11 protein-coding genes and 3 tRNA genes are annotated in these 16416 nt (G+C 62.3%); 8 read left to right on the forward strand and 6 right to left on the reverse strand.

Features of this window, described 5'->3' with window-relative positions; translation table 11 throughout:
* Nucleotides 1-19: 19 nt before the first annotated feature.
* From HJD22_RS11925 to HJD22_RS11955, 7 genes are all read left to right on the forward strand, one after another.
* On the forward strand, nucleotides 20-2380 hold the full coding sequence (locus tag HJD22_RS11925) for an AsmA family protein (protein ID WP_208654701.1): 2361 nt from the start codon (nucleotides 20-22) through the stop codon (nucleotides 2378-2380).
* An 89-nt stretch (nucleotides 2381-2469) separates the two neighbouring features.
* The gene (gene mutY, locus HJD22_RS11930; protein ID WP_208654702.1) at nucleotides 2470-3582 is read left to right on the forward strand and encodes an A/G-specific adenine glycosylase; all 1113 of its coding nucleotides are present in this window, start codon (nucleotides 2470-2472) and stop codon (nucleotides 3580-3582) included.
* Nucleotides 3579-3851, forward strand: a complete 273-nt coding sequence (locus HJD22_RS11935; RefSeq protein ID WP_208654703.1) for an oxidative damage protection protein — start codon at nucleotides 3579-3581, stop codon at nucleotides 3849-3851. Before mutY ends, HJD22_RS11935 begins: the two co-directional genes overlap by 4 nt.
* Before the next feature lie 90 nt (nucleotides 3852-3941).
* Nucleotides 3942-4017, forward strand: a tRNA-Phe gene (locus HJD22_RS11940).
* 6 nt (nucleotides 4018-4023) lie between these two features.
* A tRNA-Gln gene (locus tag HJD22_RS11945) sits at nucleotides 4024-4098 on the forward strand.
* 57 nt (nucleotides 4099-4155) lie between these two features.
* A tRNA-Thr gene (locus tag HJD22_RS11950) sits at nucleotides 4156-4231 on the forward strand.
* A gap of 1223 nt (nucleotides 4232-5454) precedes the next feature.
* A complete protein-coding gene (locus HJD22_RS11955) occupies nucleotides 5455-6120 on the forward strand; it encodes a fumarylacetoacetate hydrolase family protein (RefSeq protein ID WP_208654704.1) in 666 nt (221 codons plus the stop codon).
* An 87-nt stretch (nucleotides 6121-6207) separates the two neighbouring features.
* On the opposite strand, the gene speA is transcribed toward HJD22_RS11955, so the two are convergent.
* The 3 genes from speA to HJD22_RS11970 form a co-directional block, all read right to left on the reverse strand.
* Nucleotides 6208-8130 carry a biosynthetic arginine decarboxylase gene (speA, locus tag HJD22_RS11960; protein WP_208654705.1) on the reverse strand — a complete coding sequence of 641 codons (1923 nt, stop codon included), beginning with the start codon at nucleotides 8128-8130 and terminating at the stop codon, nucleotides 6208-6210.
* Entirely contained in the window at nucleotides 8127-9089 is a 963-nt protein-coding gene (locus HJD22_RS11965; RefSeq protein WP_208654706.1) for a homoserine kinase, read from the reverse strand. Before HJD22_RS11965 ends, speA begins: the two co-directional genes overlap by 4 nt.
* A gap of 97 nt (nucleotides 9090-9186) precedes the next feature.
* Complete coding sequence (locus tag HJD22_RS11970; protein WP_208654707.1) at nucleotides 9187-9471, reverse strand: DUF2782 domain-containing protein; 285 nt, start codon at nucleotides 9469-9471, stop codon at nucleotides 9187-9189.
* Between the two features lie 227 nt (nucleotides 9472-9698).
* On the opposite strand from HJD22_RS11970, the gene polA reads away from it, so the two are divergent.
* Nucleotides 9699-12515: a DNA polymerase I gene (polA, locus tag HJD22_RS11975; protein WP_208654708.1), complete on the forward strand. Its 2817-nt coding sequence runs from the start codon at nucleotides 9699-9701 to the stop codon at nucleotides 12513-12515.
* Between the two features lie 56 nt (nucleotides 12516-12571).
* On the opposite strand, the gene HJD22_RS11980 is transcribed toward polA, so the two are convergent.
* The 3 genes from HJD22_RS11980 to HJD22_RS11990 all read right to left on the reverse strand — a co-directional run bounded on the left by HJD22_RS11980 (nucleotide 12572) and on the right by HJD22_RS11990 (nucleotide 16390).
* A complete protein-coding gene (locus tag HJD22_RS11980) occupies nucleotides 12572-13642 on the reverse strand; it encodes an ABC transporter ATP-binding protein (protein ID WP_208654709.1) in 1071 nt (356 codons plus the stop codon).
* Nucleotides 13639-15246, reverse strand: a complete 1608-nt coding sequence (locus HJD22_RS11985) for an iron ABC transporter permease (protein WP_217267758.1) — start codon at nucleotides 15244-15246, stop codon at nucleotides 13639-13641. The genes HJD22_RS11980 and HJD22_RS11985 overlap by 4 nt, the downstream gene beginning before the upstream one ends.
* Before the next feature lie 145 nt (nucleotides 15247-15391).
* Complete coding sequence (locus HJD22_RS11990; protein ID WP_208654710.1) at nucleotides 15392-16390, reverse strand: iron ABC transporter substrate-binding protein; 999 nt, start codon at nucleotides 16388-16390, stop codon at nucleotides 15392-15394.
* Nucleotides 16391-16416 lie beyond the last annotated feature (26 nt).

The following is a 16416-nucleotide window of genomic DNA, read 5'->3' on the forward strand; positions in this document are numbered from 1 at the left end:
GGGTTCACGGAGGAGATGCATGAGAGCGTTACTACGGACCCTGCTTGCCGTTATCGGAGTGCTGGGCCTGGTCGTCGTCGGGGCGGTGGTCTATGTCACCACCTTTTTCGATCCCAACGACCTCAAGCCGCGCTTGATCGAGGTCGTACGGCAGCAGACGGGGCTTGAACTGTCGCTGGAAGGCCCACTCTCGTGGTCATTCTACCCGCGTCTTGGGGTCAGCGTGGCCGACGCCGAGGCTTGGCTGCCCGACCAGACGATGGTGGAGGAGGAGCCATTCGTGGCCTTCCAGAAGGCCGAGGTCAGCCTGGCCTTTGCGCCGCTGCTGAGAGGGGAGATCGCCATCGATGGCCTGACCCTGGACGGCATGCGGCTCAACCTGGAGCGTGACGAGGAGGGGCGGGACAACTGGAGCGTGCTGCTCGAGCGGCTCAATGAGCGCAGCGAGGAGACCGCCGATGCACTCGCGCCCGCCTCGGCCGGGCCTGGTCTCAGAAGCGGCGATGCCGGCATGTCGGTGGCCCTGGATATCGCCAGTGTACAGGTGCGCGAGAGCCAGGTGCGCTTTCGCGACTGGCAGGAGGAGCTCCAGCTCCAGGTGGCTGCGCTGAACATCAGCGGAACCAACGTCAATCCGCAACGCGCCTTCCCCTTGCGGGCCTCGTTCCGGCTCTCCACCTACAATCAGATACCCTGGCAGGAGGATGACGAGGCGACGCCGGACATGGTCAGTAGCGTCACGCTGGAGAGCCGTGTGCGACTGGGACTGGAGGATGGTCGCTACGTTTTCGACAATCTGGTGGTGGACACCACCACCACCCTGACCGAGTACGAGGAGCGTCGCCAGCAAATCAACCTGCGGGCGCAACACGTGGTCGCCGAACCCGAGGTGGAGCGCTATCTGGTGGAGGGTGGCAGGCTCGAGTCGAGTCTCTCCCATCCGGCCCTGGGTGAGCGGGCGCTGGCCTTGTCCCTCGCCTTCATGGCCGATGCCGACCTAGCCGAGGAGCAGTTGCGTCTACGCAACCTGGAGCTGACCGGTCCCGATGGGCTTGCCCTCACCGGCAGCCTCTCGGCAAGCCAGCTGTTCTCGAATCTACAGTATGCAGGCCAGGTGAGCCTGGCGCCGCTGTCGCTGCGACCCTGGCTTGCGCGCTTCGATTTGCTGCCCAATACCGCAAGCGATGCTGCCTTCAGCGATGTGGCCCTGACAAGCCCGCTGCAGGGCAATCTCTCCCAGCTTGCACTCAGCAATCTGACGCTGGTACTCGATGACACCACTTTTACCGGCCCGCTGCGTGTCGGCTTGACGGGGGATGAGCTGAGTTTCAACCTGCAGGGCGATCACCTCGACCTCGATCGTTATTTACCCGTCGATCAGACATCGGCGGGAAGCGCCATGCTCAATCGGCTGGTCGGAATCGAGTCGGCCTACGCCGATGAAGAGGATGAGACATTCGCTCTCGATTGGCTGGCGCCACTCGAACTTGACGGCGAACTCTCCCTCGACCGGCTACAGCTCAACGGTCTCGATCTTCAGTCGGTCTATCTGGTGGCCCAGGGCAGCGAAGGCCACCATCGCCTCGAGACGTTCGAGGCGCGACTGTACGATGGCCGCCTGGCGCTCACCGGCGAGCTCAACCTGCGCGAGGAGCCGGCGCGTTGGGCGTTCGCGCCGCGCCTCGAACGGGTGCAGATCGTACCGTTCTATGAAGCGCTGGGCGATGGCGATCCCTCTCCATTGCGGGGGCGGCTCAATCTCGATGGCGAGCTTACCGCTCGGGGCGACAGTGTCGATCTGATGACTCGCACGCTCAACGGCCGTCTGGCGGCCAGGATCGACGATGGTGCGGTTCTCGATGTCAATGTCTCCCAGGAGCTGTGTAGTGCCGTCGCCCTGCTCGAAGGCGAGGAGACCAGTCGCGAATGGAGTGCCGATACGCGCTTCGATAGCGCCCAGGCCACCTTCTTGATCAATGATGGGGTGGCTCGCAACGACGATCTGGACATCAGCATTCCCGGTATCTCGCTGAGCGGTGAGGGCGAGGTGAATCTGGCCACCAGGCGCTTCGACTATGGAGCCGCGGCGCGTTTCGTCGATACCGCCGATGCCGCCTGCCGAGTCAACCCACGGCTGGAGAGAGTGCTGCTGCCGGTGCGCTGTGAGGGCTCACTGGAGGAGGAAAGCGGCGAATGGTGCCGTTTCGATCAGCAGGCCTTTCAACGCGCGATAGCCGAGCTGATTCGCGAAGAAGCCTCGCAACGAGCGGCGGGCGAAATTCAGGAACGACTGGGAGGGGCGCTGGAACAACTCGATGAACGTCTCGGTGAAGGGGCTTCTCGGGAACTTCGCGATACCTTGCGCGGTCTACTTAATTGAAAGCCAGTCCCTGCGCCGACGTCACCGTCGGCGCTTTTTTATGCCTGGCGCTTTACCCTAGCCTTCTTATCAAGCGTTTGGATCTATCCATGAGTGACCTAGCGATAGCGCTCCCCCCTGAAGAATTCCAGCGCCGTCTGATGGCCTGGTTCGACCAGCATGGCCGCAAGAGCCTGCCTTGGCAGCGCGACAAGACACCCTATCGAGTATGGGTCTCCGAGATCATGCTGCAGCAGACCCAGGTGGCCACGGTGATCCCCTATTACGAGCGCTTCATGGCGCGCTTCCCCGACGTCCACTCGTTGGCCTCGACCTCTCAGGACGAAGTGCTGCACCTGTGGACGGGATTGGGTTACTACGCGCGTGGGCGCAATCTTCACAAGGCGGCCAAAGTGGTGGTCGACGAGCATGCTGGCGAGTTCCCCGTGCATAGCGTCGAGGCGATGTCGACATTGCCCGGAATTGGTCGCTCCACCGCAGGCGCCATCATCAGTATCAGCACTGGGGCGCGGGCGGTCATTCTCGATGGCAACGTCAAGCGCGTGCTGGCCCGCCTGCATGCAGTGGAGGGCTGGCCGGGTCGGCCCACCGTGGAGGCCCGGCTGTGGCAGTTGGCCGAGCGCTACACGCCCGAGAAGCGCCTGGCCGACTACTCACAAGCGATGATGGATCTGGGGGCGACCCTGTGTCGGCGTGGCCAGCCGAGCTGCCTGCTGTGCCCCTTCGAGGACGCCTGCCTTGCCCATCGGCGTGGCGAGGAGAGACGCTTCCCGGAATCCAAACCGAAGAAGGCCCTCCCCGAGCGCAGCACCATCATGCTGATGCTGCATGATGCCCAAGGGCGGGTCATGCTGGAGCAGCGACCCGGCACCGGGATCTGGGGGGGGCTATGGTGCTTTCCCCAGTTCGATGACCCGGTGGCGCTTCAGGCCTGGCTCGACATTCAGGCCCCGCGAGCGGTGCTGGAACCGGCCTGGAACGCGCTTACCCACACCTTCAGTCATTTCCGGCTGTCGATCACCCCACAACCGGCATGCTGTACAGCGCCAAGCGCGGTGGGTGAGGGGGAGCGCCTCTGGTATAACCTGAACGAGCCTGTCAGCATCGGCCTGGCCGCGCCGGTCAAGGCGCTTTTGGCCAGCCTGGCGCGACACATCCCGGATACAGCACAACCGTTTCATGACCAGGAGAGAGCCCAATGAGCCAAACCGTATTCTGTCGCAAGTATCAGCAGGAACTTGAGGCATTGCCTTTTCCCCCGCTGCCGGGCAAGCGGGGCCAGGAGATACAGGCCACGGTCTCACGGCGTGCCTGGGAGGAGTGGCAGGCCCTCCAGACTCGTCTGATCAACGAGAAGCACCTCAACATGCTCGAGCCCTCCGCCCGTGAGTATCTGATGGAGCAGATGGAGCGCTTTTTCGATAATCGCGATACCGATCAGGCAGAGGGCTTCGTCCCACCAAGCCAGTGAAACCGCGATCTGATCGGGCTGACATCCTTTTGAATTAAAAAGGCTTGACGGAAAGAAAGCTTTCTAGTTAAATACGTCTCCGTTGGCAGCGGCCAGATAGCTCAGTTGGTAGAGCAGGGGATTGAAAATCCCCGTGTCGGCGGTTCGATTCCGTCTCTGGCCACCAATCTGCTGGGGTATCGCCAAGTGGTAAGGCACCGGTTTTTGGTATCGGCATTCCCAGGTTCGAATCCTGGTACCCCAGCCACGCCAACCTAATTTCAAAGCAAGAAGCATGTGTTGCACGATAGCGAGCGTCGCCCGCGCCGGCATAGCTCAGTTGGTAGAGCAACTGACTTGTAATCAGTAGGTCCCGGGTTCGACTCCTGGTGCCGGCACCAAAAAAACGCTTTCGTATCAAGCACATGAATTTTAAAAAACCGCCTGTCGAGGCGGTTTTTTGTTTGTCTGGAGCCATGCTGGCCATCCGCTCTGTTGCCCACCGCTACGCCTCAGCGTGGTGCGATTTTTGTCCTATATCTCTTACAAGATAGACAAATATAGGTTAATAAACTTGCCTTCATGCACTGCCATACTGTGTTCAGGCAAGGAAGCGATGCAGGGAAGCGGGACCAGGATGGTTCGAGACTCAAGGATGCACGAACAGGATGTTTGTGAAGAGCATGACAAGGAAGCGACGTTCAAGCCCGGCCTGTGAAGGTCGGGCTTTTTCTGATCTGACGGGAGCGGCTGGAGTCGAGGAGATCGGGCGTGCTGATGATGGTCATTGTTATGGTGGACTTTCCCCCGCTCATGGCTTACATTGCCTGTCGCTTATTTCTTACATTAAGCATATTGCATATTTAGTGCGTCTGGTTGCTCTGCGATGCATTTGCCTGTCCCTTTCGACACGAATGCGTTTTGCGCTGGCTACTCAAGGCCAGCGTTTTTTTTGGTCGTCCGCCTAGGTGATATTCTCTTCCCAAGCGCTGCCGTGTGGCATAAGTATTTTTTTGCTTAATTTTTTTATTGATAACCTGGGTTAATGATTGTCGAAAGCGAGAGTGGCATAGTGTATTCCATAGAGCGACGGATCGCTCTTCAGGGAGTGACGAGCAGGGACGCTCGACGGCTCAAGGATGCACGCACAGGATGTTCGTGGAGAGCATGACACGGAAGTATCGATCAAAGCCCGGCCTCGATTAGGCCGGGCTTTTTTTGCTCGTTGCTCGTTGCTCGTTTGCTCGCGTCTGCTCTGCCGACCGTGCAACGCCCGCTGACTTGTGCCGACCTGCACTCCCATCTACGCTTAAAAGGCTATCAGGAATTTTGGACCTCAAGGCCAAAGACAAGGAGAGTTACATGTTGAAGTTTCTTGCGAGCACTGCCGGAATCATTTTTCTCATCGGCCTATTGGTCGTCATCGGGTTTTTCATGCTGATTTTCTAGACTCTGATCGAATGGTGTCACGCCCATTAGCATGATTCTCCTGGAACGAAGCGTGGCATGAGGCGTATTGTCGCGTCTGGCATCTGGACTGTGTCCTCCGCTGCGGTAGACTGTAGCGTTATTCAGTCAGCGGCAGTGTCGTTGCCGCCTTTTTTTGCCAGGAGAACATCCCGCCATGCGCTTCGTTCCTCGTTTTACCGATGGTCAGGAATTTCCCCATGCGCTGGGCAAGATTGTTTGCGTCGGCCGGAATTACGCTGATCATGCCAGGGAACTGGATAATCCGGTGCCCAGCGAGCCACTGCTTTTCATCAAGCCCTCGACCTGTGCGGTTCCCCTTGACGAGCCCATCGACGCGCCTTTCTCTCGCGGCGATGTACATTACGAAACGGAACTTGCCCTGCTGATCGGCGAGACGCTCTCCCATGCCACTGCCTCGGAGGCCGAGCGGGCCGTAGTGGGTATTGGTGTGGCACTGGATCTTACCCTGCGCGATGTTCAGGCGCGTCTCAAGGAGCAGGGGCAGCCGTGGGAGATCGCCAAGGGTTTCGATGGCGCCTGCCCCCTGTCGCCTTTCCTGGCGATTCAGCGCGTGCCCAACTGGAGTGCGCTGGCGTTCAGCCTGGATATCGACGGCGAGCGCCGCCAGAGTGGCGAGGGCTCCGATATGATCTTCCCGGTGGCTACGCTGCTTGCCGAGATGAGCCGACACTTTACGCTGCTGCCGGGCGATGTGGTGCTGACAGGCACCCCTGCCGGAGTGGGCGAGCTGCCACGCGGTGCCGAGCTGCGCTTCAATCTGACCGGCGGTTTGGAAGTGGTGACCCGCGTCGTGGATTGATACCGCTACAGGGAACACGGTCCTCATGAAAAACGCCCCGTGGTGCTCACAAGGGGCGTTTTTCGTAACGGCACTCTGCGTGGTGGCTCACTCCAGGTAGGTATATCCTTCCAACCCCGCAGTGAGATACTCGAGGAAGCGCTCGCGCTCCTCTGCCTCAAGACCGCTGACGGCGAGCTGGTGTGCCAGACGCTCGCGTAGCACGTCGGCATCGAAGTTCACGTGATCGAGCACCTCGGCGACGGTATCGCCCTGAATGGCGTGTGATAGCATCCAGTTGCCCTCGGCGTCGAGGGCGGCATCCACCGAGTCGGTATCGCCGAACAGGTTATGCAAATCGCCGAGAATTTCCTGATAGGCGCCCACCAGGAACATACCGAGCAGCTTCTCTTCCCCTTCGTGCCACTCCGGCAGCGGTAGGGTGGATTCCACTCCCTGGCCATCGACATAACTGTCGATGCGTCCATCGCTGTCGCAGGTGATGTCCTGAATCACGCCGCGACGGCTGGGCGGACGGTCCAGGCCAGTCAGCGGTAGTACCGGGAAGATCTGTTGGATGCCCCATACATCGGGGACCGACTGGAACAGCGAGAAATTGACGAACAACTTGTCGGCGAGCTTCTCGGCGAGTTCGTCGCCGATCTCGCGATGGGCGCGGTTACGCCCGTCGAGGCGCGAGCGCACTCGGGCGCAGGCGGCGAAATAGACCGCCTCACCCTCGGCGCGGGCCTCGAGTCCGATCAATCCCAGCAGGAAGCGCTCCTGCAGCTCACCCATGGCTTGCACCAGGTCGTGATAGGCCTCGACCAAGCCGCGTGGTTCATGCATGCCGGTCAGGCGCGAATGCACCTCCCACAGCTCGTCGACCTGCGGGTCTCCATGCACTTGGCGCGATGGCAGCTGCTCGCCGATGCGCTCCTCACCGATCACGTTGGCGATCAGTACGGCATGATGCGCCGTCAGTGCCCGGCCCGATTCGCTGATCAAGTGCGGGTGCGGCAGTCCCTCGGCTTCGCAGGCCTGACGGAAAGCCCACACGACGTTGCTGGCGTACTCGCGCATCGAGTAGTTGATCGAGCAGTAGCTGCGCGAGCGGGTGCCTTCGTAGTCGACACCGAGGCCGCCGCCGACATCGACGGTGTCCACTGGTGCGCCCAGCTCACGCAGGCTCTGATAGAAGCGGGCGCATTCGCGCAGGCCGCGTTGGATGTCACGAATATTGGCGATCTGCGAGCCGAGGTGGAAGTGCACCAGTTGCAGGCTGGCAAGCGAGCCGGCTTCGCGCAGGCGTTCGACGACGCCGAGGAGCTGGCCGGCGGTAAGCCCGAACTTGGACTTCTCGCCGCCTGTGTTCTGCCACTTGCCCTTGCCTACCGATGAGAGTCGTGCACGCAGGCCGATGCGTGGCGTCACGTCGAGTTCGCGGGCCTCCTCAAGTATCAGCTCGAGCTCTGAGAATTTCTCGACTACCAGGTAGACGCGGTGACCGAGCTTTTCACCCATCAGCGCCAGGCGCACATACTCGCGGTCCTTGTAGCCATTGCAGACGATGACTGAGGGACCGTCGCCCGAGAGCGCAAGCACTGCTAGCAGTTCCGGCTTGCTGCCGGCCTCGAGGCCGACACGGTCACGGCCGCGCTCCTGGGTGGCGAGTATCTCCTCGACCACCCGGCGCTGCTGGTTGACCTTGATCGGATAGACCGCCGTGTAACCGCCGTCATAACGCTCTTCGGCCATGGCCGCATCGAAGGCGGCACACAGCTGCTCGACGCGGTCGTGCAGAATATCGGTGAAGCGCACCAGCAGGGGCAGGCGTAGCCCCGCCTCGCGCACCTGCTCGACCAGCTCGTCCAGCGGCAGGGCGGGGCCTTCGGCTTCGCTACCCAGCGGGCGCACCACGGTATGGCCACTGTCGTCGACATCGAAGTAACCACTGCCCCACTGGTCGATATTGTAGGTACGGCGGGCTAGCTGGGACGGGCTTAGCAGCCCGGCATCGTTGAGGCTCATGCAGGACTCCGGTCGGGGAGCGGGAGGGCGCCGCGGGAGAGGCGTTCGAGCAGTATGCGGCGAAACTGCTCCGGGTCATGGGGTGTCAGGTCGTGGGCTGGCGGGTCGACATACACCACCAGCAGACGCGATAGCCAGTAGCGCAGCGCAGTCATGCGCAGCATCATCGGCCAGGCTGCGCGCTCGGCATCGCTCAACTCACGGCGTGCCTGGTAGGCGCCGAGAATCACTGTATAGCGTTCGGCATCGAGACTGCCATCGGCTTGGGTCGCCCAGTCATTGATCACGATGGCCAGATCGAAGAGAAGATCGCCGGTGCAGCCGTTGTAGAAGTCGATGATGCCACCCAGCCGCTCGCCCTCGTACAGAGTATTGTCGCGAAACAGATCGCCGTGCAGGGCGCCCTGGGGCAGGTCCGGCGCACCGCCGAAGAACTCCTGATAGGCATCCACCTCGTCGCTCATCAACAGCTGATCCTCTGGCGAGAGATAGCCCAGCACGCGGTGATGCATGGCAACCAGCCAGTGCAGGTCGCGAGGATTGGGGCGATGCCCGTCGAAGTGGCGCGAGACGGCATGCATATGGCCAAGCGCGTAGCCCAGCGCACGGCACTGTTCGAGGTTCGGGGCCTTGGGATATTTGCCAGGCAGGCGCGGGAACAGCAGCGCCGGCTTGCCGGCCAGGCTCTGCAGCGCGATGCCTTGATGGTCATGCAGCGGGCCGGCAACCGGCAGCCGATGATCGGCAAGATAGTCGAGCAGATCGACGAAGAACGGCAGCTCGTCATGATCGCCCTGTTCGAACAGCGTCAATACCAGCGCGTGGCGGTCGGTCGTGACGAAGTAGGTGGTGTTTTCCGTGCCGCTGGGCACGCCTTCGAGCTGGGTCAACGTGCCGGCATCGAAGCGCATAAGAAATTCCGCGACCTGAGCCTCGCTCAGCGGAGTGAATACGGCCATGTGTCTCTCGCCCCGGGGTTACCAAGCGGCACATTGTACCGTCTTGTCGTCGCTATGCACGAAAACTGTGGTGCAAGCACCTCTGCCCGCGACTGTGCTAGCGCGGCGGGAGAACCCAGCCGGGCGCGCGGATATCGGTGCCGCTCTCGCGGGCGAAGTTGCCGTTGCCATCGTGATCCATCAGATGGTAGGCCTGGCCGCTGGCCGTGCGGATCTCGATGGCATAGAGGTGGCCATTGATGCGGTACTCGCGAATGGTATCCCCCCCCTCCTGACGCGTGGTGACGGTGGGGGCAGGAGCGGATTGCGCGACTACCGACGCGGCACCCAGCATCAGGCAGCTGCCCAAGAGCAGGGCGGTCAGAAACCGGGAAATATACATGATGACCTCCAGGAAATACGGCCAATAGCCAGGCACCGCTATGACAACGTCGGAGCACGAATGATTCACCATGAACGCTGAGCGGGGCAGCTGTCATCGTCAGCGCAAGATACGCCAGGAACGGGGCCTGTGAAAGAGGAGACCAGGCGTGGCGTGCAGGATGCCTGACGCACGGCGACGAGCTGCGTATCATGGGCCCAACGACACGCTCAACGGATATGTTCGCCATGGCTGCAACCCCCATCGTTCTCGTCGACGGATCCTCTTATCTCTATCGCGCCTTCCATGCGCTGCCGCCGCTGACCACTTCCCATGGGCAGCCTACCGGGGCGGTCAAGGGCGTACTCAACATGCTCAAGAGCCTGATTCGCCAATATCCGGATAGCCCCATGGCGGTGGTCTTCGATGCCAAGGGCAAGACCTTTCGCGACGATCTGTACGAGCAGTACAAGGCGCACCGGCCGCCGATGCCCGACGATCTGCGCAGCCAGGTCGAGTCGCTGCACGCCTGCGTGAAGGCGCTGGGTTTGCCGCTGCTGTGCATCGAGGGGGTCGAGGCCGATGACGTGATCGGCACCTTGGCGCGTCGGGCCACCGAGGCTGGCCGTGACGCGGTGATCTCCACCGGCGACAAGGACATGGCGCAGCTGGTCAATGGGCATATCACCCTGGTCAACACCATGAAGGGCGAGACGCTGGATGTGGCCGGAGTGGAGAGCAAGTTCGGCCTGCCGCCCGAGCTGATCATCGATTTCCTGGCGTTGATGGGCGACAAGGTCGACAACATTCCCGGCGTGCCGGGGGTCGGCGAGAAGACCGCGCTGGGTCTGCTGCAGGGCATGGGTGGTGGGCTCGATACCATTTACGCCGACCTCGAGCGGGTCAAGACGCTCGACTTCCGCGGCGCCAAGACGCTGGCCAAGAAGCTCGACGAGCATCGCGAGCAGGCGTTCCTCTCCTACCAGCTCGCGACCATCAAGACCGACTGCGAGCTGCCGGTGGGGCTTGACGATCTCGGCATCGCCCACCCCGATCGCGAGACGCTCAAGCGGCTATATACCGAGCTCGAGTTCAAGGCCTGGCTCTCTGAGCTACTGGCCGGCAAGGACGAGGGGGTGGATGATGTTCCCGGCGGGGTGGGCGTCAGTTCCGGTGCTGCGCCCAAAGGGGAGAGCGGCGACTCGACCAGTGCCAGCTTCGACTTCGACGCGCCGCCGGAGAGCGTGGCCGCGTGCAAGAATCACCTGCTCCTGACCCAGCAGGAGCTCGATGGCTGGCTGGCGCGGCTGGATGCCTGTGAGGCATTCTGCTTCGATCTCGAGACCAATAGCCTCAACTACATGGAGGCCGAGATCGTCGGCGTTGGCTTGGCATTGGAGCCCGGCGAGGCGGCCTACATTCCACTCGCCCACGACTATCTCGACGTGCCCGATCAGCTTGATCGCGATAGCGTACTGGCCACGCTCAAGCCGCTGTGGGAGGACCCCAAGCGCGGCAAGATCGGCCAGAATCTCAAGTACGACATCTCGGTGCTGTCCAACTACGGCATTCACGTCAAGGGCGCGCTCACCGACACCATGCTCGAATCCTACGTACTCAACTCCACCGCCACGCGCCACGACATGGATTCGCTGGCACTCAAGTACCTGGGCCACAAGACCGTCAGTTTCGAGGATATCGCTGGCAAGGGGACCAAGCAGCTTACCTTCAACCAGATCGATCTCGAGCAGGCGGTGCCCTACGCCTGCGAGGATGCCGACATCACCCTGCGGCTGCACTGTGCGCTGCGCCCGCGCATCGAGGCCGAAGGGCGCCTGGCCGAGGTGCTCGATACGCTGGAGCGGCCATTGATCCCGGTGCTGTCGCGCATGGAGCGCACCGGCGTGGCACTGGATGCCGAGCGTCTGCACACGCAAAGTCAGGAGCTTGCCGAGCGCATCCGCGAACTGGAGAGTCATGCTTTCGAACTCGCCGGACGCGAATTCAACCTCGGCTCGCCCAAGCAGCTCGGCCAGATCCTGTTCGAGGAGCAGAAGATCCCGGTAATCAAGAAAACTCCCAAGGGAGCCCCCTCCACCGCTGAGGCGGTGCTCGAGGAGCTGGCGCTAGACTACCCGCTGCCCAAGGTGATCATGGAACATCGTGGCCTGGCCAAGCTCAAGTCGACCTACACCGACAAGCTGCCACTGCTGATCAACAAGCGCAGCGGGCGGGTGCATACCAGCTACCATCAGGCAGTCACCGCCACCGGGCGGCTCTCGTCGTCCGACCCCAACCTGCAGAACATTCCCATCCGTACCGAGGAGGGCAGGAAGATTCGGCAGGCCTTCATCGCCCGCCCCGGGTATCGTATCGTCGCCGCCGACTACTCGCAGATCGAGCTGCGCATCATGGCGCATCTCTCCGAGGATGCGGGGCTGCTCTCGGCCTTCGCCGAGGATCGCGACATTCACACCGCTACTGCCGCCGAGGTGTTCGGCGTGGCGCTCGACAAGGTCAGCGGCGATCAGCGGCGCAGCGCCAAGGCAATCAACTTCGGGCTAATCTACGGCATGAGCGCCTGGGGGCTCTCCAAGCAGCTGCATATCGAGCGCGGCCAGGCGCAGACCTATATCGAGCGCTACTTCGACCGCTATCCCGGTGTGGCGCGCTACATGGACCGTATCCGGGCCCAGGCCGCCGAGGACGGCTTCGTCGAGACGGTGTTCGGTCGGCGCCTCTATCTGCCCGAGATTCGTGCCCAGAATCACGCTCGCCGCCAGGGGGCCGAGCGCACCGCGATCAATGCGCCGATGCAGGGCACCGCCGCAGATATCATCAAGCGGGCCATGATTGCCGTCGATGCCTGGTTGCAGGACGAGGCGTGCATGTTCGATGCCTGGATGGTGATGCAGGTCCACGACGAACTGGTCTTCGAAGTGAAAGAGGTCCAGGTCGAAGGTTTCATCGACGCGGTCAAGGGGTACATGCGCGACGCCGCCGAGCTCAAGGTGCCGCTGGTCGTCGAGGCGCAGAGCGGCGCCAACTGGGACGAGGCGCACTAGCGTGCCGGTTCTGCTGGTCTAACGCCACCGTCATGCGGTGGCGTTTCAATGAAGGATCAGTGCTTGAGCACCGTAGCGGTGCGCTGTGGCTCCAGGCACACCTGCTCTCCCACCTTCCATAGCAGATGGCTTGGGGTAATGGCGCAGAAGCGCTGGCCGCGCTGCTCAAGCAGATAGAAACAGTCGTGGCCGCGGAACTCTCGCTCCATGATGGTCGCTCCTTGACCGTCCGGAGCGGGGGAGAGTGCTAGATGCTCAGGGCGCAGCGAGACGCGTACCGGGCCTTGACTTGCCGGGGTGATCGCCACCGGGCCCAGCGCCGTGTGGGCGATCTCGCCATCGGCCTCGCCATCGAGCAGGTTGGTGTGACCGAGAAATTCAGCGACGAAGGCGCTCGCAGGATGTTGATAGACACGTTCGGGGCGGTCGATCTGGATCAACCGGCCGGCATGCATCACTCCCACCTTGTCAGCAAACGATAGCGCCTCGGCCTGGTCGTGGGTGACTAGGATCACCGAGGTACCCGCCGACTTGAATAGCCGGCGTACTTCCTTGCGCGTCGACTCGCGCAGCGCCGCATCCAGGTTGGAGAAGGGCTCGTCGAGCAGCACCAGTTGCGGCTCGGCGGCCAGTGTCCTGGCCAGGGCCACGCGCTGCTGTTGGCCACCGGAGAGTTCGTCCGGCATGCGCTCGGAGAGATCGGCAAGGCCCACCAGGTCGAGCCACTCCCGCGCCTTGGCCGGGCGCTTGTGACGCGGCAAATGGCGCATCGCAAAGGCGACGTTCTGGCCAAGGGTCATGTGCGGGAACAGCGCATAATCCTGGAATACGATGCCGATGCGTCGTTGCTGTGGTGGCTGGTCGAGAACGCTTGCGCCGCGCAGGATGATGTCGCCCTCATCGGGATGCTCGAAACCGGCGATCATGCGCAGCGTGGTGGTCTTGCCGCAGCCGCTGGGGCCAAGCAGGGCAAGTATCTCACCGTTGCCCAGGCTGAAGCCCACCCGCTCCACGGCGAACGCGTCCTGGGCACGGTAGCGCTTGCTCAGGTTGTCGATCGTCAACAGCGGATCGGTGGCGGGGCGTGATGAGCGCTCCTTCGTCACGTGGCGGTTGAGCGCGGTCATCGCTTGCCCTCCTTGGTCAATAGCATGGCGACGGAGAGGCTTGAGAACACTACGATGGCGGCGGCGAAGGGGGCCGCTTCAGCGAGCATGCCTTCCGAAGTTCGAGTGAATACGGTCACGGCGAGAGTGGTATAGCCGGTAGGGGCGAGCAGGAAGGTGATCGGCAACTCCTTCATGCACAGCACGAACACCAGCACCACCCCGGCCAGGATGCCGCGCCTCAGGCGCGGGAAGATCACCCGGAAGAAGGTGGCGATCGGCCCGTGGCCCAGCGAGTGCGACGCCTCCTCCATGCTCGGTCGGGTCTGAAGCAGAGCGTTGCGGATCGGGCCCAGGGCGAGCGCCAGCGAGGCCATCGCCCAAGTCACGATCAGCAAGGTGAGCGTCTGATAGAGAAACGGTGCGGTGCGCAGCGAGAAGAACACCATGGCCAGCGCCAGCGTTAGGGGTGGCAGCGCATAGCCGATATAGGCCGAACGCTCGATCAAGCTAGCGGCCCGGGAGGGGTAGCGCACCGTGAGATAGGCGATGGGCAACGCGAAGGCGGCGGCGAGCAGGGCGGCCGGCAGCGCGGCGCCAGCCGAGCGCAGGAAGGTGGCGGGCACCCGGGCGAAGAAGCTGATCTCCGGTGGCGAGAGCAACAACCAGTAGCCGAGAATCAGGGCGGGAAGACCGATCGAGGCGCCGAAGATCAACAGCAGGTAAGGGTAGGCGACCCAGCGCATCCGCCCCAGGCGCACCGGCTTGACGGGGCGCGCCACGCCGGTGCCCACCCGGGCTAGCTTGCGCTTGACGACCAGGCTATCGAGCATCACGAAGCTGGCGGCGAGCGCCAGCAGCATGATCGACAGCCAGGCCGCGTAGATGCGATCGAAGGCGCCGGAGTACTGGGTGTAGATCGCGTAGCTGAAGGCCTCGTAGCGCATCAGTGCCACGGCGCCGAAGTCGCCCAGCACGTAGAGCGTGATCACTAGCCAGCCGGCCATCAGCGAGGGGGCCAGATGGGGCAGGATTACGCGCAGAAAGACGTCGCGACTGCCATAGCCGAGGCTCTTGGCACTCTCCTCCAGATTGCCGTCCAGCCCGGCCAGGGTCGCGCGCAGATTGAGAAACAGATAGGGGAAGGTATAGAGCGACAGTGCCAGTGTAGCCCCGAAATACCCTTCGATACGCGGCAACTGCCAGCCGGTGAGCTGAGCGAGCACGCCGTAGTTGCCGCCCAGGCCGATCAGCGCGTAGGCCATTACGTAGCCGGGTACCGCCAGGGGAATCACGCCGAGAACGGTCAAGGCGCGTTTGAAGCGAATGTCGCTGCGTACCACCAGCCAGGCCAGCGGCAGCGCCATGAAGGTGGTGAGGATGACGACGCCCAGCGCCAGGGTGAGCGTATTGATCAACAGCGTCAGGTTGCGTGGGCGAAACACCAGGTGAGAGAGGGTGGCCATATCGGCCTCGGCAGCGCGCAGAGCCAGATAGAATAGAGGGACCAGCATGATGCCTGCGGCCAGCAGAGAGGGCAGCAGAATATGCAGCGGCACATGACGACCCATGCTGAACGCTCGGAATCGTCTGGGAGCGGTGCTGGCGAGCGGTGTCTGGTTCATCCTACCTCGAAACGTCTGCGGACAGCGCTAGCGGTGTTCTCGTCTACCGGTGCTCGCGTATCGGTATCTTCGTAAATGCGCATGGCCAAGGCGACGATGCCGCCTTGGCCATGACTATCCATGTACGCCTGTCGTGTAGGAGCGCTTAAAGCAATTCGGCATCACGTAACAGGTTTAGCGTCCCTTCGAGATCGTCCAGATCGTCCAGATCGATCTCGGGGCTGACGTCTAGCAGACGATCGAAATCCTCGAGTTCCGGGTTCTGGATGACGTCGCGAGTCACCGGATATTCATATACGTTGCCGGTGAAGTACTGCTGGGCGGCGGGCGAGAGCAGGAAGCGCACGAAGTCGATGGCGGCTTCCTTGTTGTCGCTGCTCTCGAGTACGCCAATGCCCGCGACATTTACCAGATTGCCGATGTCGCCTTCGCTGAAGAACGCCTGCTCGACCGGAAAATCACTGTCGTTGGCCAGGAACCGCGGCAAATAGTAATTGTTGACGAGGGCGAAGTCGATTTCCCCATCGGCGATACCCTGTACCTGGGTGGCGTTGTTGCGGAAGGTGACGGCGCCGTTGTCACGCATGCCCTCGAGCCACTCCAGGGTGCGCTCGTCGCCATGCTCCACACGCATGGCAGTCACGAAGGATTGGAAGGATCCATTGGTCGGTGCCCAGCCGACCCGGCCTTCATACTGCTCCTCGACCAGATCGAAGGCGCTGTCGGGAAGCGCCTCCTCGTCGACGCGTTCCGGCGAGTAGGCCACCACGCGCGCGCGCCCGCTGGCCGCTACCCAGTTACCGGTTTCGCTGGTGTAGATGGTCGGCAAGCCTTCATAGATGTCGCCGGGCAGCTCGGCCAGCAGGCCCGCCTTGCTGAGGGCGCCCATGGCACCGGCATCCTGCCCCCAGTAGAGATCGGCCGGCGAACGCTCCCCTTCCTCTTGCAGCAGCACCGCAAGCTGTGCCGTGTCGCCATAGCGCACGTTGACGCTGATACCCGTGTTTCTTTCGAACTGGGCGATGATCGGTTCCGCCATCGACTCGCCCCGCCCCGAATAGAGAGTCAGGTCGTTGGCGGAGGCCAGCGGGACGGCGAGCAGGGTGGCCAGGATCGTGGCGGTTGGCGTGAGGAGTTTAGCCATCTTGTGTATCCATTGAGTTGCTGAGT

Origin of the sequence: Halomonas sp. TA22, assembly GCF_013009075.1 — a bacterium.
Taxonomy (GTDB): Bacteria; Pseudomonadota; Gammaproteobacteria; order Pseudomonadales; family Halomonadaceae; genus TA22.